Origin of the sequence: Lentzea sp. NPDC058450 (genome assembly GCF_042721395.1) — a bacterium.
GTDB lineage: Bacteria > Actinomycetota > Actinomycetes > Mycobacteriales > Pseudonocardiaceae > Lentzea.
Genome location: NZ_JBHXLO010000042.1, coordinates 26,072 through 48,913 on the forward strand (window position 1 = coordinate 26,072; position 22,842 = coordinate 48,913).

Consider the following 22,842-nt stretch of genomic DNA (forward strand, 5'->3'; position numbering starts at 1 on the left):
GTCAGTCTGCCGCAGTGGCCTCGAGGACGCGGTGGATCAGCAGGGGCGCGCCGTCGGTGTAGGAGTTGATCGTCACCCTGCGGCCGTCGGTCAGCTTGATCTGACAACCGACGTCGCCGCCGAAAGCCTTGGCGAGCAAGGTGCCCCTGCCGATGTCGGTCACGTCGGCGACGTCCGTCCACGGTACGACGGTGGTGCGGTCGGCCCACGCGTGGACGAGGCCGTGTTCGTGCAGGACGAAGTGCTCGCCGTGGCGCGTGATGGACTGCACGGCGAGGATCGTGCCCATGATGACGGCGCCGAGGCCGCCACCGAGCATGATGCCGACGATGAACATGGAGGCGCCCGCCCGGCCTGGATCGACGATCAGCAACGAGAACGCGCCGAACGCCAGCACCGGCGTGCCGACCAGGATCGCCAGCACGCCTCGGAGTGCGCGGCGGCGGTTGTTCGCGTCGTACCGTTCGAGCTGCTCACCCAGGTCTGCCACGGACGAGGACGGTAGACCCGGGCTCGCGGGACCGGTCCCACGGCGCCAGCCCCGCCAGCGCACCGGCCGCGATCACCAGGCAAGCGACGAGCGCGGCGGTCGAGAGCGAAAACGCCTGCGCCAGCACGGGTCCAGCCACCGCGCCCAGCAACGTGGCCAGCGCCTCCGCCGACAGGAACACCGCGCTGATCCTGCCGAGTGCCTCGTTCGGCACCGTCCGCTGAAGCACCGTTTGGGGCGTCACCAGGGTCATGGAGCCGAACGTGCCGATGGCCACCGCTGCCGGCAACGCCACGAAGAGCGTTGTCGAGGCGAAGAGGACGTACAACGACACCGCGGTCGCCAGTTGCGTTGCGGCCAAGAGGAAACGGGGCCGGACGCGGTCGAGCAGCCCCCGGATCGCCACCGCGCCCAGGAGAAAGCCGACGCCCAACGCCGATAGGACGAGACCGATCTGGTGGGTGCCACCGAGTCGCTGGATCCCCAACGGCACGAGAAGCGCGCTCAACGACGCGTTGGCCGCCAGGAAAACGGCCGTCAACGGCAGGAGCGCGCAAGCGACGGGCAACCCCCGCAACACCTTCCAGCCACCGGCGAGGTCCGGTGTGGACGGACGGGCCGGGCTCGGGCGGCGGGTCGTCGCCGCGATCGCCAGGGCGGACAGCAGATAGCTCGCCACGTCGATCCAGATCAGCGTCGGGAAGCTCGTCAGGGTCAGGATCGCGGCGCCGAGCGGTGGGGCGACCAGGCGGACGGTGCCGTCGGTGAAGGCGTTCAGGGAGTTGGCGCTGCTGAGTCCGGTGCCGGTGCCGACGACGGCCGGGACGTGAGCCTGGGCTGCCGGGCGGAACAGGACGGCGCCCGCGCTCTCGGCGACCAGGGCCGCGTAGATGAGGCGGTGGTCGGTCGTCGCGGTCAGCATCAGGGTGACGGCTGCGGCGCGGAACAGGTCCGCGGCGATCATGACCCGCCTGCGGTCCCAGCGGTCGGTCAGGACGCCCGCGACCGGGCCCAGCAGCAACGGCGGCAGGTACTCGAAGGCGAGCGTGAGGCCCGTCGCGAGCAGCGAGCCGGTCAACGCGTAGACGTGGGCCGGGATGGCGATCACCAGCAGCCACGAGCCCAGCGCGCTGATCGTCCGCCCGGCCCAGAGCAGCCGGAAGTCCCGTACGCGAAGTGCTTCCACGACACCCCCAGGTAGTCTTGTCAGAATAAGAACGCCGCGCGAAGTGTTCTGTCAAGATAGGAGCGAGAGAGTGCCGAACGAGCCCATCGGGCCGCGGTTGCGCGCCCTGCGCCAGGCTTCCGGCCGGACCGTCGCCTCGGTCGCGGCCGACGCCGGGCTGTCCGTGCCCTACATCGCGAACCTGGAGAACGGCCGGGGCAACCCGACGACCAGCGCGCTGGACCGGCTGGCCACGGCGCTCGGCACGGAGTTGTCGATCGGGTTCACGTCAGGCGCGACGGCCGCGGACGTGCCCCTGGGTGTGGTGAAGCTGAGCCGGAGCCGGCGGTTCCGGACCACCGTGGCCGCGCTGGCCGAGAAGTCCGGGCAGGAGGAGCCGGACGTCGCGGCACGGCTGGTCAGCGCGTGCGTGCTGATCAGCCAGGCGCTGGGGCGGGAGGCGGGTGAGCACGACTGGTGGCGGGTGCTCGACGCGGTGCTGCTGATGGCCGAGCACCCGGCTCACTGACTGCTGATGCTCGCGACCAGGTTGATCGTGGTGGCCAGCACGCCCGTGCCGAACAGGTACGACAGCAGGGAGTGCTTCAACGCCGTGCGGCGCATCTCGCGGCCGGACAGGCTCGTGTCGGACACCTGGAACGTCATGCCGATGCTGAACGCCACGTACGCGAAGTCGCCGTAGTCCGGCGGTTCGGGCTGATTGAAGTCGATGCCGCCGTCCGCGCCGTAGTAGTAGAGGCGCGCATACCTCAGCGTGAAGATCGTGTGCACGACCATCCACGACAACACGACGGACAACACGCCGAGGCCGACGCGCAGCAGTTCGGAACCACCGGTCGTGTGTGCTGCACGGGCCAAAACGAAGCCCACGGACACCAGGCTCGCCAACGCGGCCACGAGCAGCAGCACCTCGGCGACCCGGCGGGTGGGGTCGTTGCGCACGGCGTGCTGCGCGGTCTCCTCGGCGTCCATCGGCCAGATGACCAGCCACGCGCGTACGAGGTACACGAGCGTGGCCACGTCCCAGCCGACCAGCAGCCCGAACTCGCCGTGCCCGGTGAACGTCACGGCGAGCCCGGCGACCAGACCCGCGGCCAGCGCCACGAGGAACTTGGTGCGGTCGAGCACGAATCCGTCCGGCATCGGCCGGGACGGCAGGTCAGGCACGGAGCGCCGCGTCCAGGTCGACGTAGAGGTCCAGGGTCTCGTTCAGCGTCGTCGCCTTCAACGCCCGCAGCACGCTGCCCCGCGGCGACACCAGCCGCAGCGCGGTGCCGCGTTCCTCGCCGCGCTGGTGGTACTCCACGAGCACGGACAGCCCGATCGACGCGAAGAACTCGACGCCGCTGAGGTCGAGCACGATGGGAACGCCCGCGCCGTACGCCTCAGAAAGCTTGTCCCGCAACAGTTCCGCGGTGTACGAGTCGACCTCGCCCTCGGCCCGCAGCACCACGACGTCGGCGAGCTTCTCCGACTCGACCGTCAACAGCGCGTCGTCCATCTCACGCCTCCCAAGCCTGCGTCAGTGCCCGCCCGAACAGCTCTACCGGCTGAGCACCGGCGACGGCAAGCCGCCCGTCGAGTGCCACGAACGGCACGCCGGACACGCCGAGTTCGCGCGCCCGCTGCTCGTCGGCCCGCACGGCCTCTGCGTGCAGCGCCGGGTCCTCCAGCACGGCCTTCACGTCGGCGCCCTCGAGCCCGGCCTCGACGACGATCTCCGTCAGCGACTCGGCCGTGAACAACGACCGCGCCTGCCCGAAGTTGGCCCGCAGCACGGCGTCGAGGACCTGCGGCTGCACGCCCCGCTCCCCCGCCAGGTGCAGCACCCGGTGCACGTCGAACGTGTTGCCGACCTCGCGGTCCAGCCGGTACTCCAGGCCCTCGTCGCGCGCGAGCTGGGCGACGGAGTCCTCCATCTCGGCGGCGCGCGGCCCGAACTTGGCGGCCAGCATGTCCTGCACGGACTCCACGCCCTCCTTGGCGGGGTCCAGCTCGAACGCGCGGTGCACCACGGTGACCTCGGCACGGTGCTCGAACGCGGCCAGCGCCTTCTCGAAGCGCGCCTTGCCGATGTAGCACCACGGACAGATGACGTCAGCCCAGAACTCGACCTGCATCGTTCGATCATGTCACGACCAGGGCCGCACGTCCGTTCAGAAACGACAATCATTGTCATGTAGGCTGCGGGCATGGCAGCACGGGTCGTATTGGTAGCCGGGTTCACCCACCACGACGTCGCGGACGAGCTCTGGCGGGCGTCGCCGGAGTCGTCGCTGGTCAGGCACGATCTCAGCGGCCTGGCCGACGGGGTGGTGCGGCGCTGGAAGGACGGCACGCTGACCGTGCTGGAGCTCGCGCACGGCTGCGTCTCGTGCACGTTGCGGCTCGACCTCGTGCCGTTGCTCGAAGGCCTCGACGGCCGGGTGATCGTGCAGCTCGACCCGATGCTCGAACCCGAGGCGGTCTGCTTCGCGCTCGCGGAGACCGAGGTGGAGGTCGAGGCCGTGCTGACGGTGGTCGACACCGCCACCTGGCTCGGCGACGCGACCGGCACCGACTCGCTCGCCGACCGGGGCATGCGCGCGGCCGAGGGCGACGAGCGGACCGTCGCGCAGGTCGTGGTCGGGCAGGCGGAGTTCGCGGACGCGCTGGTGCTGACCGGCGAAGCGGGCCCGGTGCTGACCGCCGTGCTCGACCGCCTCTCCCCTGCCGCGCCGCGCCGGCTCCTCTCCGAGGACGTCGCCGCGCTGCTCGACGTGCTCCCGGCGAGCGCTCGCCGGGGTGAGATCGACGACGGCTTCGGCTCGTTGCTGTTCGGGCGGCCGCCGCTGACCCCGGCGCACGGGGTGTCCGTCGTCCACTTCACCGACCGGCGCCCGTTCCACCCGATGCGGCTGCACGACAGCATCGGCGTGCTGCTCGACGGCGTGGTGCGGGTGCGCGGCCGGGTCTGGGTGGCGAGCCAGCCCGACGCGGCGCTGTGGCTCGACGCCGCGGGCGGCGGGCTGCGCGTGGGCAACCTCGGGCCGTGGGAGGGCGACCGCGACCAGGAGGTCGTCGTGATCACCCGGGCCGACCCCGCCGAGGTCACCGCGGCCCTGCGTGCGGCGCTCGTCACCGACGAGGAGCTGGGCCTGATCTCCGAGCTCGACTTCGCCGACCCGTTCACCGACTGGCACGAGGAGTTGGAACTCTGATGCGCACCCCCGTGACCGTGCTGTCCGGTTTCCTGGGCGCCGGCAAGACGACGCTGCTCAACCACGTGCTCGCGAACCGCGAGAACCGCCGGGTCGCGGTGATCGTGAACGACATGAGCGAGGTCAACATCGACGCCGCGCTGATCGACCGCTCCACGGAACGGCTGGTGGAGCTGACCAACGGCTGCATCTGCTGCACGTTGCGCGAGGACCTGCTCGACAGCGTCGGTGAGCTGGCCCGCTCCGGCCGGTTCGACACGATCCTCGTCGAGTCGACGGGCATCTCCGAGCCGATGCCGGTGGCGGCGACGTTCGACTGGACGTTCGAGGACGGCACGAGCCTCTCCGACCACGCGCGGCTCGACACGATGGTCACGCTCGTGGACGCGTCCGGGTTCCTGCGCGAGATGGCCGCGGGCGACGTCTCGGACCTGCTCGTGGACCAGGTGGAGTTCGCGAACGTGCTGGTGGTGAACAAGACCGACCTGGCTCAGGACCTCCCGAGGCTCGACGCCCTGTTGCGCCGCCTGAACCCGTCCGCCCGTGTGCTGCACACGCGGCGAGGGGTCGTGGAGCTGTCGGACGTGCTCGACACCGGCCTGTACGACCCGATCACGGCCGCGCAGGCACCGGGTTGGGCCGTCGAGCTGGCGGGCGGACACACTCCGGAGACCGAGGAGTACGGCATCCGCTCGGTCACCTACCGCGCGTCCCGGCCGTTCCACCCGGCCCGGCTGGTCGAGGCTCTGGGCGACTGGGAGGGTGTGTTGCGCAGCAAGGGTTTCTGCCACATCGCGTCCCGCCCGGACGTGCTGGCCGTGTGGTCGCAGGCCGGGCCGAACCTCGTCATCGAACCCGGTCAGCTGCTCGACACCCCGTGGGCGCGCCAGGAGCTGGTGTTCATCGGGGTGCACCTCGACGTGACCGAACCCGCCCGGCGCCTGGACCCCGCATTGCTCACGGACGCCGAGCTGGCTTCAGGCCCCGACGTGTGGCGGACGTTCGAGGACCCGTTGCCGGAGTGGGACTTCAGCGATCTGCACGACCACTCACTACCAGCGTGACCAGGGCGAGCGCCGGGTACACCCAGCCCAGCGCGGCGAGCGGCCACGGCCGGGGGATCTCCCAGATCGACGGCTGCAGGTTGATCAGGATCGTGATCACGTCCGACAGGACGGCCACCGCCCACACGCCCGCGAGGATCAGGTTCCGCCGCGCGTAGACCAGCCACAGCACCAGCGGGATCACCCACAGCCAGTGGTGGCTCCACGAGATCGGCGAGACCAGCAACCCGAACAGCTGCACGGTGATCACGGCCGACAACGTGTCGCCGGCGCGCACGGCCGCTCGCAGCGCGAACCCCGTCAGCACCGCCGACACCGCCACCGCGAGCAGCCACGGCCACGACATCTCCACGTCGTACCCGAGCGAGCGGGACAACGCGCCGCGCAGCGACTGGTTGATCACCGACCCCACCGGCCCGACCCGGTCGGCGGCGCCGAGCAGCTCGAACCAGTACTGCCAGGAGTTCTTCGCCGACACCAGGAACCCGAGCGCGACGGTGATCGCGAAGCCGCCGACCGACCACAGCGCGGCCTTCCACCGGCGCGTGACGAGGAAGTACAGCCCGGAGATCGCCGGCGTCAGCTTCAACCCGGCCGCCACGCCCACGCCGAGGCCCGCCACGCTCTGCCGGACCGCGAGCATCGCCGCGAACACCCCGGCGACCAGCACGAGGTTGATCTGCCCGAAGTCGAGGGTCTTGCGCACCGGCTCGAACCACAGCGTGATCGCCGTCCACACCAGAGCGCGGCGCCGCCACGTCTCGTCGAACTCGCCGTTGCTCAGCACCTTCAGGGCCGTGCGCACGAGCCACCACAGGCAGACCAGCGACAGCACCTGCCACACGACCCGCGCGGCGACCCACGGCAGTGCGGACAGCGGCAGGAACACCGCGGCCGCGAACGGCGGATAGGTGAACGGCAGCGGGAAGTCCGCCGTGAACGGCATGTCGATCGAGTAGAGCTGGTCGGTCAGCACGTTCGGCGCGAGGGTCCAGTAGACCTTGAGGTCGATCATCCCCCAGTTCGCCGTCGCGGCGTAGACGGCCAGCGACACCAGCAACACCAGGGGCGCGAACCTCAGCACGCGCTGTTCGATCACCAGGCTCCTCCCGAGGTCGTACGTGGATCTCATCCTAAAAGCTGGTTTGGACCGGTCCGCGCAACGGTCCCGCACAGCGACCCGTCCTCCGATCATGACCTGGAAAGCACTCAGCGCGTCCGGACTGGTCCTCGCCGCGGCCCTGGTGGCGGTACCGGCCCAGGCCGCGACCGGTCAGGTGGTGACGAAAGTGTCCGAACAGGACCGTGAGACCGCTCTCGCCCACTGGACACCGGAACGGATGAAATCGGTCGGAGACGGCGATCTGCCGCCCGCCGAGCAGATCTCGAAGCCGTACGAGGGTGCGGCGCCGGGCGTCGGCAGGCTGTTCATGTCCACGTCCACCGGCCAGGACCACTCGTGCACCGCGACGGTCGTGCCCAGTGAGACGAAGGACGTCGTGCTGACGGCCGGGCACTGCGTCAACGGCGGCCTCGACCGGTGGGACAACCCGATCAAGATCCTGAACGTCGTGTTCGTGCCCGGTTACGACCACGGCGCGAAGAACGGGGTGTTCGCCGCGCGCGCGTTCGCGTGGTCCGACACGTACACCGGGCCGACCAGCGGTCTCGACGACGACGCGGTGATCGCACTCGACCCCGTGGACGGCAGGCACGTGCAGGACGTGGCGGGGTCGCAGGACGTGTCGTTCGACACGGTCGCGAGCCCGGTGGACACGACGATCTTGGGGTATCCGGTGTCGCAGCTCGCGAAGGGTGAGGCGCTGCTGTCGTGCGCGCGGCCGGCCACGTTGAAGGTCAACTCGGTCCTGAGCGCGTGGGAGACGGACTGCGATCTCGCCGGTGGCGCGAGCGGTGGCCCGTGGCTGCGCGGGTTCGACCCCGCGACCGGGAGGGGAACGATCTTCTCGGTCACCAGCCGGGGCAGCACGAACGGCGACCTGGTCACGACCGACCTGAGCGGAGCCGCGTTCTCCGAGGCCGTCGAGGCGCTGTACGTCAGCGCCGACGATCTCTGACGAGGGAAGGACAGACGATGAACAACAAGTACAAGTCGGCCGCAGGTGTCGGTGCGCTGCTCGCCGCGGCCACGCTGCCGCTGCTGGCCGGAGCCGCGTCGGCCAACCCGTCCGACCAGCCGTGCGACGTCGGCGACCTCGCCGTCTCGGTCACCCAGGACCCGTACTCCTCCGCGGGCCAGGAGGCGTTCGTCATCCACTACGACGCCGCGAGCGAGCACACGAACTGCAAGCTGCAGGGCGCGCCGACGCACGTCACATTCACCAAGGGCAGCGGTCACGGCGAAGGTGACGGCAGCGGCATCGAGGTCGTGCTCGACAACCCGAACGGCGGTGCGCCGCCCGTGAACGTCCAGCCGGGCAAGGCCGCCGAGTCGCGCGTCCTGATGTCGTCGCAGGCGCCGGTGAGCTTCCAGCCGTCCGTCGTGAACCTGGACCTGCCCGCCGAGAACGGCCACACCGTCACGGTGTCGTGGCCGGACGGACAGCCGCTGAAGGGCTCGTCGGTCGAGGTGACGGACGTGTCGCCTGCCTGAAAGCCAGTCCTCCCACCGTGATCGCGGTCAGCCACACGTAGGTGTCGAACTCGTGCAGCCGCGTCACGAACACGAGGAACACGGCGCCCGCGAGCCAGAAGTGGCGCCGCAGCAACAGGAACACCAGCACGGGCACGCACCACACCCAGTGGTGCAGCCACGAGACCGGTGACGCCAGCAGCCCGGCGGCCGCGATGACGAACAGCGCGACGAGGTCATCGCGGGTCCGCCGGGCCACCGCCAACGCCGTCACGACCGCGGCGCCGGCGAGCGCCACCCACAGCAGGCTCTCGAAGCCGGACGTGAGACCCAACCCCCGCAGCACACCGCGCACGGACTGGTTCGTCGCGAGCGACATGTCGCCGATCCGGTCCGGGTTGAGCAGCGAGTGCGTCCAGTACTGCACGGAATCCGTTGGGGCTGCTAAGAATCCGACCGCGGCCAGGCCCAGGAACGTCGCGACGGACGTCCCCGCCGCCCGCCAGTCGCGCCGGACGAGGAAGTAGAGCACGAAGATCGCGGGCGTCAGCTTGATCGCCGCGGCCACGCCGATCAGCACCCCGCGCCACCGCGTGCCGTTCTCCTTTTGGCCAGTCACCAGCAGGACGTCGATCACGACCAACGCCATCAGGTAGAGGTTGATCTGCCCGTAGCCGTAGGTCATCCACACCGGGTCCAACGCCAGCGCGCCGATCGGCACCAACAACCCCGCCGTCCATTTGAGACGCGGATTCACCTTCCCCGCCACCGCGACGCACACCGCCGTCAGCGCCGCGAACCCGGACACGACCATCAACGGGAACAGCAGCGCGCTCGGCACGAAGCTCAGCACGCTGAACAGCACCGCGGCGGCGGGCGGGTACGTGAAGGGCAGCTGCGGGTCGAGCGGCGGCCCGGTGAACCCGGTGTAGAGCGATCTGCCTTCGAGCCACGCGAGGCCGCCGAGCCGGTACACGTCGAGGTCGATCGGGTAGTGACCCGACCAGGTGAAAAGCAGCCACGCGAGTGCCGCACACCAGGCCGCACCAGCGAGAACGGGGAAGAATCCGCGCGGAACCAGAACGGTTTTCCGCGTCGACGACACGATTGACACCTATTCGAAATTATCCGCGACAACACCGGTTCACCTTGTTGAACAACCGGCAGAACCACCGGAAGAAGTGCTCTCGCCAGCAACGACGGACGGGCTCCGGCGTCTTACTGTAGGAACAATGCGCAGGAACAAGGGGGGCGCGCAGTGGGCACGACGGCGTTCGGGGACTTTCTCCGCTTTTACCGATCGCGTGTTCCGCTGACCCAGGAAGAACTGGCCGAACGCACCGGGCTGAGCACCCGCGCGATCAGCGACATGGAACGCGGCCGCACCCTGAGCCCCCAGTTCCGCACGGTGCAGCTCCTCGTGAACGGCCTGGGGCTGCTCGACGAGGAGGCGGCCGAGTTCACCGCCCTGGCCCGCGCGAGCCGGGTCGTCGCGGCCCAGGAACGCCCCGAGACCCCGTTCACGGTGGTCTCCTGCTCGCTGCCGCCGGTGCTGATCGACCTCACCGGCCGCGAGGACGAGAAGAAGCTGCTGACCGGTTTCGCCGCCGACGCCGCCTCGTCGTCCCGCCTGCAGATCGCCGTGGTGCACGGCGCTCCCGGCTCCGGCAAGACCGCGCTGGCCGTGGACGCGGGCCACCGTCTCGGCGGCCGGTTCGCCGACGGCTGCGTGTTCCTGGACCTGCGCGGCACCGACCCCGAACCGCTCACGCCGGACAAGGCGGCCCACCGCCTGCTGCGCTCGTTCGGCGTCGACGAACGCCAGATCCCCGCCGACCCGGACGACAAGCTCTCGCTCTACCGCTCCCAGCTGCGCGACCGGACCGTGCTGCTGGTCCTCGACAACGCCGCAAACGAGGCGCAAGTGCGTCCGCTGCTGGCTTCCAGCCCCGGCACGCTGGTGCTGCTGACGAGCCGCCGCACGTTGACCGGCCTGGACGCGCGGCACCGCCTCCCGCTGGAGTTGTTGCCCCTCAACCACTCCGTGGCACTGCTGCGCGCCGTCACCGGACCGGACCGGCTCGACGCCGAACCCCAGGCCGCCGAACGGGTCGCCGAACTCTGCGGAGGCATGCCGCTCGCGTTGCTCATCGCGGGCAACCGGCTGACGAGCAGACCACAGTGGACGATCAGCCACCTCGCCGAGCAACTGGAGGACGAGGGCCGCCGCCTGTCCGTGCTGCGCGCGGGCGACCTCCAGGTGCGCGCGGCGTTCGAGCTCTCCTACCACCAGCTGAGTCCCGCCGCCGCGACGCTGTTCCGCAGGCTGGCGCTGATTCCCAGTCCGGACACCAGTGTTCCCCTCGCGTCCGTGCTCGTCGACGACGCCGAGGAGGCCCTGGAGGAACTGGCCGACGCGAGCCTGCTCGGCATCGGCGAGACACCGGGCCGCTACACCCGCCACGACCTCCTGCACGTCTTCGCCTCAGAACGCCTGGAGCTGGACGACACGCCGAACACCGTCCAGGAGGCCAGAACCCGGCTGCGCCACTGGCTCCTGGACGTGGCCACGAGGGCGGCGCGCTTCTTCGACCACGACGTCCCGGCCGAACGCGCGGGTCCGGTGCACGACAAGGACTCCGCCGCGCAGTGGCTGGACCGCGAGCTCGACAACTGGCGCGAGGCCCTGCGCGAGGCCGCCACCGCGGGCGAGCACGACCGAGTTCTCGCGCTGGCACAGGCAATGCACTGGTACTCGGACATGCACGGCGTGGGCGAACTCTGGCGCGAGGTCTTCGCAGCCGGCGCCCACGCCGCCCGGCAACTCCACCACCCCGAGGACGCCGCCGAACAGCTGAACTACCTCTCCTGGGCGCTCTACGCGCTGTGCGGCCGCCCCCAGGAAGCCCTGACCGTGCACGAACAGTCGGCGGCGATCCCGGTGGGCACCCTCACCGAGGCCTGGACCTGGTACTACGGCTCAGCGATCAGACGACGCGTCGGCGACCCGGTCCAGGCCGTCCACCTGGGCCGCAGATCCGTCGGCCTCTTCGCACAGGCCCGCTACCCGATCGGCGAGAACCTCGCGCTGTCGTTGCTGGGCCTCATGCTGCACACCGCGGGCGACCTCGGCGAAGCCGTCGAGGTGCAACAACGCGCCGTGGCCCAGCACCGCGCCGCGTCCGGCGACGACGAACTCCTGTCCATGATGCTGATCAGACTCGCCACGACCCGAGCGGCCGCGGGCGAGGTCACCGCCGCGCTGAACCTCCTCGACGAGGCGGAGTCGTTGTTCCGCAAGCACTCCAACACAGCCGGCACCGCCCGCGTGCAGCACAACCGGGGCCTGGTGCTGATGGACGCGGGCCGGTTCCCCGAAGCACGCCACCAACTCCTGGCCGCACTGGGCGAGGCGCGCCTGTCCGACCACCGCGTCGAGATCATGGCCCGTCTCGCCGAACTCGCCGACGCCGCGGGAGAACCGGCGCAGGCAAGGGAACTGCGCGTGCGCGCCCTGGCCGAATGCGACCGCTACGACACCCCGGCCGTCCGCGTGACGGCCGCGGAACTGGTGAAGGCCTTGCGCTGACTCACGCCCCCAGCAACTGCAACAGCCGCAGGAAGTCGGGCCCGCGGTCGGTGTGCCGCGCGAGGGCGTCGGCGAGCGCCCCGAGCGCCGCTTCCCGCGTGGCCGGTTCGGTGAGCCCGGCGGCCAGGTCGGTGGTGATCGAGACGGCCTCGTCCACGTCGCCCAGCAGCACCTGGGCGATGGCCGTGGCGACGTAGGCGAGACCTTCGTCGTGTTCCGGCAGCGTCTCCTTGTCCTCGTTCGACACGAGGCACAGCACGGCGAGCGCCTGCAGCCGTTCGGCGTCGGACGACCGCCAGGCGGGCTGCAGCAGCGCGACGGCGTGGGCGGGGTCTTGCTTGATCTGGAACGCCACGGCCTGCTCGGCCCGGGTGGCCAGCACGAGGACGCAGAGGGCCTCGATCGCCGCCAGGTCGCCGTCCCCGCTGGCGCTGTCCAGCACCGCGTGGACGTCCTGGCTCAGCAGCTCGTCGTGGTGCTCGGCGAGGAAACCTTCCGGGTTCTCCGCGGCGAACCACCTGTCGAGCAGGGCCCGTGCGCGGGCCGGGGCGTAGGCCACCTCCACGCCTCGTTCGGCGGCGTCCGCGCGGAACGCCATCAGGACGTCGACGTACTCGCTGTTCGAGTCGTCGGAGCCGCGGAACTCGTCGAGCAGGACGTCCACCGCGGGGTCGAGCAGTTCCGGATGGGCGGCCAGGTAGGCCTCGGACCTCGTCAGGTCGAACTGGTTCCACCAGGCGATGAGGAGGTGGTCCAGGATCGGGTCGATCAGCAGCCACGGCGGCAGTTCCCCGATCAGGTCCGTCCACAGCCGCTCGAACCGTTCCGGGTCGGTCGCGCGCCGGGCCCGTCCCGCCTCGTGCGCGACGCGGATCGTGTCGCGGTCCTCGCCCGCCTCCTCCAGCGCGGTCTTGATGTCCTGGACCGTGTCGCGGACCTCTTCCGGAGGGCGGGTGCGGTTCAGCCGCAGGCGGGCGGCGACCAGCGGCCTGCCGTCCAGTTCGGTGAGCACCTCGTCCCACGCGTCCTGCCCCGCCGCGTCGAGACAGGCGGCGAGGTGGGCGATGGTGTGCTCGTTGGTGTCGAGCTGCGACTTGAGGCGGTCGATGGCGCCGCCCAGCAGGTCTTCGGCTTCCGCCTGGTTGCCGTCGGCGTTGAGCGCCCTGGCGAGGCTGATCCGTGCGAGCAGCGCGTGGTGCTCGTCGGCCGCCGGGCCGAACTCCTCGAACATGTGCACGGCGCGTCGTGCGCTGGCGAGTGCCGGCTGGACCCGGCCCAGGCGCGCGAGGATCTGCGCGTGGTTCGACAACGCCAGGGCGAGCGCTCCCTGCCGCACCTGTGAGGCGGGGTCGACGTCCAGCAGTTCGATCGCCTGTTCCGTCGACCGCAGCGCCTCGTCCATGCGGTTCAGCGCGAGCAACGAGGCGGACCTGCTGAGCTCGCAGAACCCCAGCACGGTCTGGGCGGGTGGGTACTCGGCCTCGAACGCCCGCAGCAGCCGCAGTCCCTCCTCGGCCGCGTCCAGCGCTTCCAGCGGCCTGGTCAGGAACACGGCGGCGGCGAAGTCCGACAGGGCCATCGCCAGCGCGAAGGCCGTCTGCGGCGTCCCGGTGTCGAGCGCCCGGCGTTCCTCGATGAGCTTCTCGGCGACCAGCGCGGCTTCCTGGTGCAGGGGTGTCCGGTTGAGCAGGCTGCCCAGCACGGCCAGCGCGACCGCGCGTTCCTCGCGGACGTGGCGGCGGTCGTCGGTGTCCAGCAGCTCGACGGCGGTGCGTTGCCGGTCGAGCAGGTGCTCGAGGTCGGCGCCGCTTCCGTCGAGCAGCGCCTGCACCTGCTTGCTGATCGCCGTGCCCAGCCAGACGCCGCCGATGGCGCTGCTCTCGGGCATGCGGCGCAACCGTCGCTCGGCGGTGTCGAGGCGCCCGAGCTTCTCCTGCGGGTCCGGGGTGAACTCGGCCCGGGAGATGAGGCACATCGCCAGCACCGTCGTCGCCATGACGTTCTGCGCCACGAACGGCTCGCACAACGCGATCGCGTCGTCCAGCAACGCGACGGCCTCGGCGCGACCGGCGGCCTCCTGCGCCGCCACGATCTTGATGTGGGCCGCCAGCCGGAGACCGTCGGCCATCGTGACGTCGGAGATCGTGCCGGTCGCACCGGTCGTCCGGTACAGGTCGATGATCTGGTCGGCGGCGGTGGTCACCGGGGTGCCCTGGCGCGCGGACGTGATCAGCTCGACCTGCACGCGCGACAGCAGCGCGTCGACCAGTCCCGCGTGCCACGCGTCGTCGGCCACGAGGTCCTGCGCCGCCTCGACCGCGAGGGCGCTGAACTCGTCGGCCCTGGTCAGGTCACCACAGCTGAACGCGGCGATGGACGCGATGGTGCACGCCCCGCCGAGCGCGGCCATCGGGACCTCCTCGTCGTCGGGCGCGGAGGCCATCAGGTCGACGGCCTCGGTCGCCAGGCGCGCCGCGGCCTCGAAGTTGTTCTGCCGCAACTGGGACAGCGCCCTGGCGGTGAGCGTGGCGGCCAGCACCAGGCGGCTCGCCGGGTCGTCGTCCGCGGCCGTGCGGGCCAGGTCGAACGCCTCGGAGGCCGCGGCGTCGGCACCCTCGGCGTCGCCCGAGCTGTCGAGGGCGAAGGCCAGGTCGAACAGGTGCATGGCGAGCTCGAGCGGTTCGTCGAGCTCCCTGGTGAGCTCCACGGCTTCGGCGTGCAGCTCGGCGGCCTCGTCCGAGGACCCCAGCCACCACGCCCGCGACCCGACCACGTCGAGCGCCTCGACGAGGTCCGGCAGGAACGCGGCGCGGTCGCGGGCGACGAACGACCGCAGCAGCTCGACGCCCGGCCGTCCGGCGTCGGCGAGGTGCCGCCAGGTGTAGCGCCAGAGGTACGCGTGGTCGCGGGGAGCCGCGCCCCGGTCCAGGATCCGCGAGTACAGGTCGGCGACCGCCTGTCCGACGGGGCCCGCCACGGACGGGGCCACCCCGCGGGTGAGGCCGGACCCGGTCATCGGGCGGAGGTGGTCGATGAGGCGCTGGTGCGCGATCCGGTAGACGGGCTGGTCGCCCACCGCGCCGGCGACCACGTGCCGGCCCAGCTTGAGCAGCAGGGCGAAGGCGTGGTCGCGGGTGTAGACGGTGCCGGTCGGCGACAACGCGCCGGCGACCGCGGGCCACACGTCCTCGGCCGGCATGCCCGCGCCGTACGCGCAGGCGAGCGCCAGCAGCAGCTCGCGGGCGGCGGTGGGGTGCTCGCGGCCGTCGACGGTGAGCACGGTCTGCTTGAGGTCCTCCTCCAGCGCCGCCTCGACGCTGGTGGCGAGGTGCGTGCGCCACTCGCCGGCGGAGGTGTCGACCGGGGTCTGCCGCAGCTGCGACGTGATCAGGCGGGCCAGCAGGAACGGCCCCTCGACGGCGGTGTCGGCGGACTGCGCCATCGCGACCACCTCGTCGGCCACCAGGTCGGCGTCCATGGTCGCGGAGACGCCGCCGAGCCTGGTCGCGACGTAACGGCGCACGTCGCGGACGGTCTCGCTGGCCGCTGTGCCCAGGTCCGTGACGCCCGCCGCGATGCCGAGCAGCGCGAGCAGGCCGGGTTCGCCGCTGTTGCCGGGCACCTCGCGGCTGCCGACGAGGACCAGTGCCTCGCGGCTCAGCGGTTCGGCGAGCTGGACCGCGATGTTGCGCGACTCGACGTCGCCCGCCTCGTCCAGTCCGTCGATCAGCACGACCAGCGGGGTGCCTTCGGCGTCCCTGCGTTCGGCGTGCCCGAGGACGTCGTACAGGCTCGCGCCCGCGGGCAGTCCGAGCTGGACGGCCATCAGCTCGACGGCGCCCTTCGTGCTGAGCCCGCGCGCGTGCACCTGCACGTCGACGCTCGACTCGCCGGGATCGAGCCGAGGGGACACCGCGGCCAGGCGGGCGCGTTCCTCCGGTACCGACAGGCTCGCGATGCGGCCGACGACGGCGGACTTGCCGGACCCCGCCGGGCCGGTCACCACCCACGTGCCCGGCCTGCGCGAGCGCGTCCAGGCGACGATCGGCTCCAGCACCTCCTCGCGTCCGGTGAAGAACACCTCACCCGTGGAGCTGCCCCGGGCGGCCTGCAGCAGGTGTTCCACGACGGCGTGCGGTGCTTTCGGGCGGTGCAACGGGTTGCGCAGCATCGGCCGCGGATCGCCGATGCTGCCCGGAATCGGCGTGTGGCGGTCCTCCCCCCACTCCTTGACCAGCGCGGAGAGCAGGTGGTCGCCCCCGATCATGGGGCGGTAGGGGCTCCAGATCAGCCGGTGTTCCGGGTCCGCCGGCCCTTCGGTGAGCAGGCGGGCGAGCTCGCGGGCCATCGCGCCGCTGCGGGACGGTTCGTCGCCGCGCGCGGAGGCCACCACGCCGAACCACGTACCGCTCAGGTCGGCGCGCCCGGCGAGCACGGCGTCGACCGTGACCAGCGCGGCGGGCACCCCGCGGCCCGAGTAGCAGGTGTCCAGCACGACGAGGACCTGGGACGCCCCGGTGCGCGCGGCGTACTCGCCCAGTTCGGCGGCGGTGGCGACGCTGCCGTCGGTCTTCGCGGTGGCGGGTCCGATCAGCTTCAGCCGATCCGCTTCCACGACACCATGTCCGGTCCACAACACGATGAGCACGCCGCCGGGCAACGACCCGTCCGCGAGTGCCTCGTCGATGTCGTTGAGCAGGTCGCCGCGCAGCCGGTCGGGCAGCAGCACGCCCTCGAAGCCGTGCCGTTCGATCAGCACCGTCACGAGGCTCTCCGCGTCGGGCACCGCCCGGTCGAGCCTGGCCAGCGTGCGGTAGTCGCCGTTGGCCACCGCGACGACGCGCGACGAAGGTTCCACGGTCACTCCTCGGCCGAGGTGTCGGGGTCCCAGACGAGAAACGGCCGGGTGACGGGCGGCGGGCCGCCCCGCAGCGGGGACTCCACCCTCGCCCGGTAACCACCCGGTGGCAGCGCGGCCAGCTCGGCCCTGCCACCGGAGTCGACGAACGCGGGTGCTCCGACCTGGTCGCCCTGCTCGTCGAGCACGACCACGCGCAGCCTGCGTCCCCCGACGTCGGGCACCAGCAGTTCGGGGGTCTCGCGGGGCGACCAGATCTCCGCCATCGACACCCCGAACGCCTCGGCCGGCACGTCCTGCCAGATCAGCTCTTCCCTGGTGATGATCCCGTCGACCAGGTCGAGGGCGGACCGCGTGTTCTGCAGCTCGCCGTGCTGCTCGGCGACCTCGTGCACCTCGACGCCCCGCCCGGCCTCGGGCTCGGCCGCGAGCCGCGGCACCGTCCCGTCGCCGCCCTGGTCCCGGTCGTCGATGCGCTCCGACACGACGACCCGCTCGCCGTCGATCCGCGCGGTGGTCGACGTCGGCTGCCGCGTCCCGACCACCTTGTGCAGCACGTACTCCGCCCGGTTCGGCAGCGCGAGCGAGGCGTGGAAGTCCCGCGCGTCGGTGAGCATCGCGGACCGGACACCGGGCAGGTCCCGGATCGCCTCGCGCTTTCCGTCGAGCTGCAGGCAGTCGTAGGTGGGCAGCAGTTGGTGCAGGGAGGGCATGCTGCGCACGAACTCGGTGAGCGCGTCCCGGAACCCGCCGATGCCCGGCCCGACCCCGTTCACGAGCTTCTCGAGCGCGTTGACCGAACCCCGGTGCGGCGTGCCGATGGTGATCAGGCTCCGGGTGATCTCCGCACCGCCCTCGTGGTCGAGGAACCACCGGCCGACGAGCCCGCCCATGGAGTGGCACACGAGAACGAGCTTCGCCTCGCTCATGCCGGGCTGCGTGCGCCACCGCTCCAGCGCGTCGACGGCCATCTTCTTCAACAGCACCGCGTTGTACCGGTTGGACAGCCGCCAGTCGTAGGCGAACGCGAGCAGGTTGGGAATCCGCCCCTGCCCCGGTTCGACGAGGTGGAACCGCCTGCCGCGCAGGAAGTTCATCAGTCCCGCGTACCCCGCGACCGGACTCCACACGCCGGGGATGACGTGCAGCCCGCCGAGCAGCCCGGTCGCGCGGACCCCGTCCGGAGCGGCGTTGTCCCCGATGTCGTCCGGCAGCGTGAGGGACGTGACCGACGCCCCCAGCGTTCTGATGCCCTGCACGAGCGACCCCAGGCCGACCGACCAGACGGGCCGGTCCCGGGCGTCCACGAGCGCGCTGCCCATGATCCCGGGCACGACCACGACGACGTCCCGCACCACCGAGGGCTCCACGGTCATGACCTCTACATCCGACCGGTCCACCGGACCATTACGTCCGGACGAGCCCGTTGGGGTGACAGCGGCAAGGCATCACCCCATCGGCCTAGAGAGCCTGTCGAACTCCCACGGGTCGTGGGCGCTGAAGAGCGTGACCTCGGCCGCGTGGTCGCGCGCGAGCGTCCGGAGCGCCGCCTGCGAACCGACTCGTTCGCCGTGGTCGACCTCGGACCTGGTCTGCACGACGTCGAGCACGGGGTGCGGTTCGGGGTTCTCGTCGAGTTCGCGGTGGTAGTAGTAGGCGTCCCCGCAGTGCAGGAGCCACCTGTCTCCGTTGTGCACCGCCACGCCGGTGTGGCCCGCGCTGTGGCCGGCCAGCGGCACGAGCTTGAACGCCTCGGGCAGCCCTTTCGGCTGGATGGCGTCGAGCCCGAACCACTTGTCGTTCGCCGGCCCGTACGTGGTCCACTGTGGACCGTGCGCCCAGTGGGCCGGGCGGTAGCGACGGCTCGGTGCTTCGCGCAGGGCCGCGTCCAGTTCGGTTTCCAGAACGTGGACGGCGGCGTCGGGGAAGTCCGGGAGTCCTCCGCAGTGGTCCACGTCCAGGTGCGTGACGAGGACGTGCCGGACGTCCGCGGGCGCGTACCCCAGACGTTCGATCTGGCGGACGGCGGTCTCCCCGGCTGCCAGTGCCGGTTCGACCATCGCCACCCAGTCCGCGTCGAGCGAGCCGGACGGGTCGCGGACGTCGCCGAGGCCCAGTCCGGTCTCCACGAGGACGAGGCCGTCGTCCGTCTCGGCCAGCAGGCAGTGGTTCACGACGGGCGCGGTGGGCAGGCCCGCGCGGGTGGGCGTGATCGGGCGCATCGAGCCGCAGTTCAGGTGGTGGAGTCGCATGGCGGTGATCGTGCGACTTGAAGCGCGGTTCAAGTCAAGCCGCTAGGGTCGGCACCGTGCTGGACATCGCCGAGGTCGCGGAGAAGTCGGGGCTGGCACCGTCCGCCCTGCGGTTCTACGAGAAGAAGGGCCTGCTCACCTCCAGCGGCCGCAACGGGTTGCGCCGCACCTACGACCCGGAGGTGCTCTCCCGGCTGACGATGATCACCTGTGCGCGCCGGGCCGGGTTCACCATCGCCGAGATCAGCCGGTTCCTGGTCGCCTCGCCGGGAGATCCGGCCGCCCGCGCCGGCATGGCCGCGAAGGCCCGGCTGCTCGACGAGGACATCGCCCGCCTGCAACGGATGCGCGCCAGCCTCGACCACGCGGCGACGTGCACGCACGAACCACTGGTCGACTGCCCCGATTTCAAGCGCGCTCTCGCTCCCTGAAGTTCCCGCTTGACCTTCCAGCGGCTGCAACGTTGAGGATCGTTCCATGGACGAACGCACCGGCCTGCTCACCATCGGCGAGCTCGCGCGCCGCACGGGTCTTCCCGCGCGGACGCTGCGGTTCTGGTCGAACGAGGGGGTGATCGCGGAGGCGGGCCGCTCGGCGGGCGGTTACCGGCTGTTCGACGCCGCAGGGGTGGCGCGGGTCGAGCTCATCCGCACGTTGCGCGAGCTGGGTCTGGGGCTCGACGACGTGCGCCGGGTGCTCGACCGCGAGGACACGGTCGGCGACGTCGCCGCGGCCCACGTGGCCGCGATCGACGCGCAGATCCGCGCCCTCAAGGTGAGTCGTGCCGTTCTGTCCACTGTGGCGCAACGTGGATCGACTCTGGAGGAGACCGCACTGATGAACAGGTTGGCACGGCTGTCGGCCGCGGAACGGGTGCAGATCATCGACGAGTTCAAGACGGAGGTGTTCGGCCGGCTCGACGTCGAACCGGCGTTGCGCGAACGGGTGCAGGCCCTGCGCATCGACCTGCCGGAGGATCCCACGCCGGACCAGGTCGACGCCTGGATCGAGCTGGCGGAACTGCTGCAGGACCCGGACTTCCGCTCCCGGCTGGGCGCGTTCCTGGAGCTCAACACGCCCACCCCCGAGCAGAAGAAACCGCCCGGGGCGAACATCTGGTGGGCCCGGCAGGTCGTGAACACCGTGGCGCAGGCCAGGCAGGAGGGCGTCGAGCCCGGCAGCGCGGCCGCCGGGGAGCTGATCAGCACCGCGTTCGGCGACGCCGACCTCACCTCGGTGCTGGCCTCGCTGCGCGCCGGGATCGACGCGCGCGCGGAACGGTATCGCGTGCTCGTCGGGCGCGTGCAGGGCCGTCAGGGCGCGCCGGACTCCACTGTGGACCTGTACTGGCTGGCCACGGCGTTGGAGGTCAAGCTGTCGTGAGCCGTTCGAGCCGCGCCGGCACGTGCTTGTGCCACGGCGTGCCCGCCCACTCGTCGCGGTCCTCGGCGGCGGTGAGCTCGTTGGGGGCGACACCCGTGCGCTCGTTCACCGTGAGCCCGAGGCCGTTGGGGAGGGAGATGTGACCGGTGCGCATGGTGTCCGTGGTGTCCACCGACACCTCCGCGCTGCCTCGGCGGGTGGTGAGGCGGACGCGGTCGCCCGTCGTGACGCCCAGCCGGGTCGCGTCGGCGACGCTGATGCGCAGGCGGCCTTCCTGGTCGCGCCGCCGCCAGGTCGGGTCGCGCATGATCGTGTTGGCGGTGAAGGCCCGGCGTTCGCCCGCGGAGAGCACGAACGGCCAGTCCGGATCCTGTTGCGGCACAGGCCTTTCGCCCAGCGCGGCCACCGCGGCGAGGAGTTCCGGCACGTCGAGGTGGACGCGGTCGCCGCCGATCCGCCCCCACGACGCGTCGTACTCGTCGTCGGTGATGTGCACGCCGTGCGCGCCGTCGACGATGGCCTCGAAGAGCCGTTCCCCCGCCTCCAGCCCCGTGCCGTACCCGGCCTTCTCGACGCCGGCGGGGTTCTTGCGGGCGCAGTCGTGCGCGGCCATCCACAGCACCGCGGCCGCCGAAGCGTCGTGCGGCAGCGTCGGGCCGAGCGTGCGGTACAGCAGCACGGAGGCGAGCCGCCGCTTCGCCGGGTCCGCGAGGACGCCGAGGAACGCCTGGGCGAACTGCACGCGTCCGGCCGCGGCGGCCTCGCGCAGAGGTGCGTAGTCGGCCTCGGTGAGCGCGCCGGACGCCTCCACCAGCCGTGCGTGGATCTCCGGCTCGCCCAGCACGCCCTCCGGCGCGGCCACGACCGGGTGCCGCAGGTGGAAGACGTTGCGCGGGAAGTCGAAGTTGAAGAACGTGGCCTCGAACTTCTCGAACTGCGTCGGCGCGGGCAACACGTAGTCGGCCAGCCGCGCGGTCTCGGTCATCGCGACGTCGATGACGACGACCAGCTCCAGCGCGGCGAGCGCCTCCCGCATCCGCGCCGAGTCGGCCAGCGAGTGCGCGGGGTTCGCGCTCTCGACCAGCATCGCCCGGTAGCGCTTCGGGTGGTCGGTGAGGATCTCCTCGGCGATCACGTTGCACGGCACCAGCCCGGTGATGATCCGCGCCCCCGCGACAGGGCTGCGCGGCCCCTCGTCGCCGGCGTGCCCGCGGTCGCGTCCGATGGGCACCAGGCTGGACGGCACGTACTGGGCGCCGCGCTTGCCGAAGTTGCCGGTGAGCAGCCAGACGAGCTTCTCGACGTAGCTCACCAACGTGGAGTCGCGGTTCATCTGGACCCCGAGGTCCTCGAACACGGCCACGGAGTCCGCCGCGGCGATCCGCGCGGCGACGGCCCGCACCAGCGCCTCGTCGACGTCCGCGACAGCGCAGTACTCCCCCACCGGCACCTGCCGCAGCACGCCGGTGACGGCGTCGAGCCCGTCCGCGTGCGCGGCAAGCCATTCTGTGGCAACGAGGTCCTCCTGCACGAGCACCGCGGCCAGCGCGGTCAACAGGTAGAGATCGGTGCCGGGCCTGACCTGCAGGTGGAAGTCCGCGAGCTCCGCCGTCTCCGTCCGCACCGGGTCGATCACGACCAACGACCGAGCGGGGTCCTTGCCGATCTCCTTCAGCACCGACCGCGCACGCGGAAAACCGTGCGACTGATAGGGGTTCTTGCCCACGAACAACGCGACCTCGCAGTGCTCGAAGTCCGCGCGGGTCATGTTGCCCAGCATGCGAGCGCTCACCCAGAACTCGCCGGTCTTCTCCTGCGCGAGCGCCGACGAGCGGTACCTGGCCCCGAACGCGGCGAGCGTGGCGGGCGAGTACGCGCCGCCGAGGTGGTTCCCCTGCCCACCGCCGCCGTAGTAGAAGATCGTCTCCCCGCCGAACGTGTCCCGGACCTCACCCAGCCGGGCCGCGATCTCACTGATCGCGGTGTCCCAGTCGATCTCCTCGAACTCACCGTCGGCCCGCCGCCGCAACGGCCGCGTGACCCGCCCGGTGTTCCCGTTCTGGTGCAGGTCGAGCCGCAACGCCTTGTTGCACGTGTACCCGGCGGACGCGGGGTGGAGCTTGTCGCCGCGAATCTTGTCGAACGACCGCCCGTCCTCACCGACGAGGATCTCGATCCCGCAGTTGCACTCGCAGAGAATGCAGGCGCTGGCTTTCCACACGTCGGA

General features: G+C 71.3%; 19 protein-coding genes. 8 read left to right on the top strand and 11 right to left on the bottom strand.

Annotated features, from left to right (window positions below):
• Position 1: 1 nt before the first annotated feature.
• Positions 2-490: a hypothetical protein gene (locus ACFWNN_RS40760; protein WP_382445331.1), complete on the bottom strand. Its 489-nt coding sequence runs from the start codon at positions 488-490 to the stop codon at positions 2-4.
• Complete coding sequence (locus tag ACFWNN_RS40765; protein ID WP_382445332.1) at positions 474-1,676, bottom strand: MFS transporter; 1,203 nt, start codon at positions 1,674-1,676, stop codon at positions 474-476. The genes ACFWNN_RS40760 and ACFWNN_RS40765 overlap by 17 nt, the downstream gene beginning before the upstream one ends.
• Positions 1,677-1,746: 70 nt before the next feature.
• Here ACFWNN_RS40765 and ACFWNN_RS40770 point away from each other — a divergent pair, with 70 nt between their 5' ends.
• A complete protein-coding gene (locus ACFWNN_RS40770) occupies positions 1,747-2,184 on the top strand; it encodes a helix-turn-helix domain-containing protein (protein ID WP_382445333.1) in 438 nt (145 codons plus the stop codon).
• On the opposite strand, the gene ACFWNN_RS40775 is transcribed toward ACFWNN_RS40770, so the two are convergent.
• The 3 genes from ACFWNN_RS40775 to ACFWNN_RS40785 are packed head-to-tail and all read right to left on the bottom strand — an operon-like array spanning position 2,178 to position 3,796.
• A complete protein-coding gene (locus ACFWNN_RS40775) occupies positions 2,178-2,819 on the bottom strand; it encodes a DUF1345 domain-containing protein (protein ID WP_382445334.1) in 642 nt (213 codons plus the stop codon). The genes ACFWNN_RS40770 and ACFWNN_RS40775 overlap by 7 nt on opposite strands.
• A gap of 16 nt (positions 2,820-2,835) precedes the next feature.
• Complete coding sequence (locus ACFWNN_RS40780; RefSeq protein WP_382445335.1) at positions 2,836-3,177, bottom strand: STAS domain-containing protein; 342 nt, start codon at positions 3,175-3,177, stop codon at positions 2,836-2,838.
• 1 nt (position 3,178) lies between these two features.
• Positions 3,179-3,796 (bottom strand): DsbA family protein, encoded by a 618-nt coding sequence (locus ACFWNN_RS40785; protein ID WP_382445336.1) that lies wholly within the window; start codon positions 3,794-3,796, stop codon positions 3,179-3,181.
• A gap of 72 nt (positions 3,797-3,868) precedes the next feature.
• On the opposite strand from ACFWNN_RS40785, the gene ACFWNN_RS40790 reads away from it, so the two are divergent.
• Positions 3,869-4,876, top strand: coding sequence for a GTP-binding protein (locus ACFWNN_RS40790; protein ID WP_382445337.1), 1,008 nt, complete (start codon positions 3,869-3,871; stop codon positions 4,874-4,876).
• Entirely contained in the window at positions 4,876-5,940 is a 1,065-nt protein-coding gene (locus ACFWNN_RS40795; RefSeq protein ID WP_382445338.1) for a GTP-binding protein, read from the top strand. The genes ACFWNN_RS40790 and ACFWNN_RS40795 overlap by 1 nt, the downstream gene beginning before the upstream one ends.
• On the opposite strand, the gene ACFWNN_RS40800 is transcribed toward ACFWNN_RS40795, so the two are convergent.
• A complete protein-coding gene (locus ACFWNN_RS40800) occupies positions 5,906-7,039 on the bottom strand; it encodes a glycosyltransferase 87 family protein (protein WP_382445339.1) in 1,134 nt (377 codons plus the stop codon). The genes ACFWNN_RS40795 and ACFWNN_RS40800 overlap by 35 nt on opposite strands.
• A 94-nt stretch (positions 7,040-7,133) precedes the next feature.
• On the opposite strand from ACFWNN_RS40800, the gene ACFWNN_RS40805 reads away from it, so the two are divergent.
• Entirely contained in the window at positions 7,134-8,018 is an 885-nt protein-coding gene (locus ACFWNN_RS40805; RefSeq protein WP_382445340.1) for a trypsin-like serine peptidase, read from the top strand.
• A 17-nt stretch (positions 8,019-8,035) separates the two neighbouring features.
• Positions 8,036-8,554 carry a DUF4232 domain-containing protein gene (locus ACFWNN_RS40810; protein ID WP_382445341.1) on the top strand — a complete coding sequence of 173 codons (519 nt, stop codon included), beginning with the start codon at positions 8,036-8,038 and terminating at the stop codon, positions 8,552-8,554.
• Here ACFWNN_RS40810 and ACFWNN_RS40815 read toward each other — a convergent pair.
• A complete protein-coding gene (locus tag ACFWNN_RS40815) occupies positions 8,481-9,647 on the bottom strand; it encodes a glycosyltransferase 87 family protein (RefSeq protein ID WP_382445342.1) in 1,167 nt (388 codons plus the stop codon). The two genes, ACFWNN_RS40810 and ACFWNN_RS40815, sit on opposite strands and share 74 nt — an antisense overlap.
• Before the next feature lie 144 nt (positions 9,648-9,791).
• On the opposite strand from ACFWNN_RS40815, the gene ACFWNN_RS40820 reads away from it, so the two are divergent.
• A complete protein-coding gene (locus tag ACFWNN_RS40820) occupies positions 9,792-12,122 on the top strand; it encodes an ATP-binding protein (RefSeq protein ID WP_382445343.1) in 2,331 nt (776 codons plus the stop codon).
• 1 nt (position 12,123) lies between these two features.
• On the opposite strand, the gene ACFWNN_RS40825 is transcribed toward ACFWNN_RS40820, so the two are convergent.
• The 3 genes from ACFWNN_RS40825 to ACFWNN_RS40835 all read right to left on the bottom strand — a co-directional run bounded on the left by ACFWNN_RS40825 (position 12,124) and on the right by ACFWNN_RS40835 (position 19,232).
• Positions 12,124-16,980, bottom strand: coding sequence for a hypothetical protein (locus ACFWNN_RS40825; RefSeq protein WP_382445344.1), 4,857 nt, complete (start codon positions 16,978-16,980; stop codon positions 12,124-12,126).
• A 2-nt stretch (positions 16,981-16,982) separates the two neighbouring features.
• Complete coding sequence (locus ACFWNN_RS40830) at positions 16,983-18,356, bottom strand: esterase/lipase family protein (protein ID WP_382445345.1); 1,374 nt, start codon at positions 18,354-18,356, stop codon at positions 16,983-16,985.
• A gap of 72 nt (positions 18,357-18,428) precedes the next feature.
• Positions 18,429-19,232 (bottom strand): MBL fold metallo-hydrolase, encoded by an 804-nt coding sequence (locus ACFWNN_RS40835; protein ID WP_382445346.1) that lies wholly within the window; start codon positions 19,230-19,232, stop codon positions 18,429-18,431.
• A 56-nt stretch (positions 19,233-19,288) separates the two neighbouring features.
• Here ACFWNN_RS40835 and ACFWNN_RS40840 point away from each other — a divergent pair, with 56 nt between their 5' ends.
• On the top strand, positions 19,289-19,663 hold the full coding sequence (locus tag ACFWNN_RS40840; RefSeq protein ID WP_382445347.1) for a MerR family transcriptional regulator: 375 nt from the start codon (positions 19,289-19,291) through the stop codon (positions 19,661-19,663).
• Positions 19,664-19,709: 46 nt separating this feature from the next.
• Positions 19,710-20,615: a MerR family transcriptional regulator gene (locus ACFWNN_RS40845; RefSeq protein ID WP_382445348.1), complete on the top strand. Its 906-nt coding sequence runs from the start codon at positions 19,710-19,712 to the stop codon at positions 20,613-20,615.
• Here the strand turns inward: ACFWNN_RS40845 and ACFWNN_RS40850 are convergent.
• The gene (locus ACFWNN_RS40850) at positions 20,602-22,836 is read right to left on the bottom strand and encodes a molybdopterin-dependent oxidoreductase (RefSeq protein ID WP_382445349.1); all 2,235 of its coding nucleotides are present in this window, start codon (positions 22,834-22,836) and stop codon (positions 20,602-20,604) included. The genes ACFWNN_RS40845 and ACFWNN_RS40850 overlap by 14 nt on opposite strands.
• Positions 22,837-22,842 lie beyond the last annotated feature (6 nt).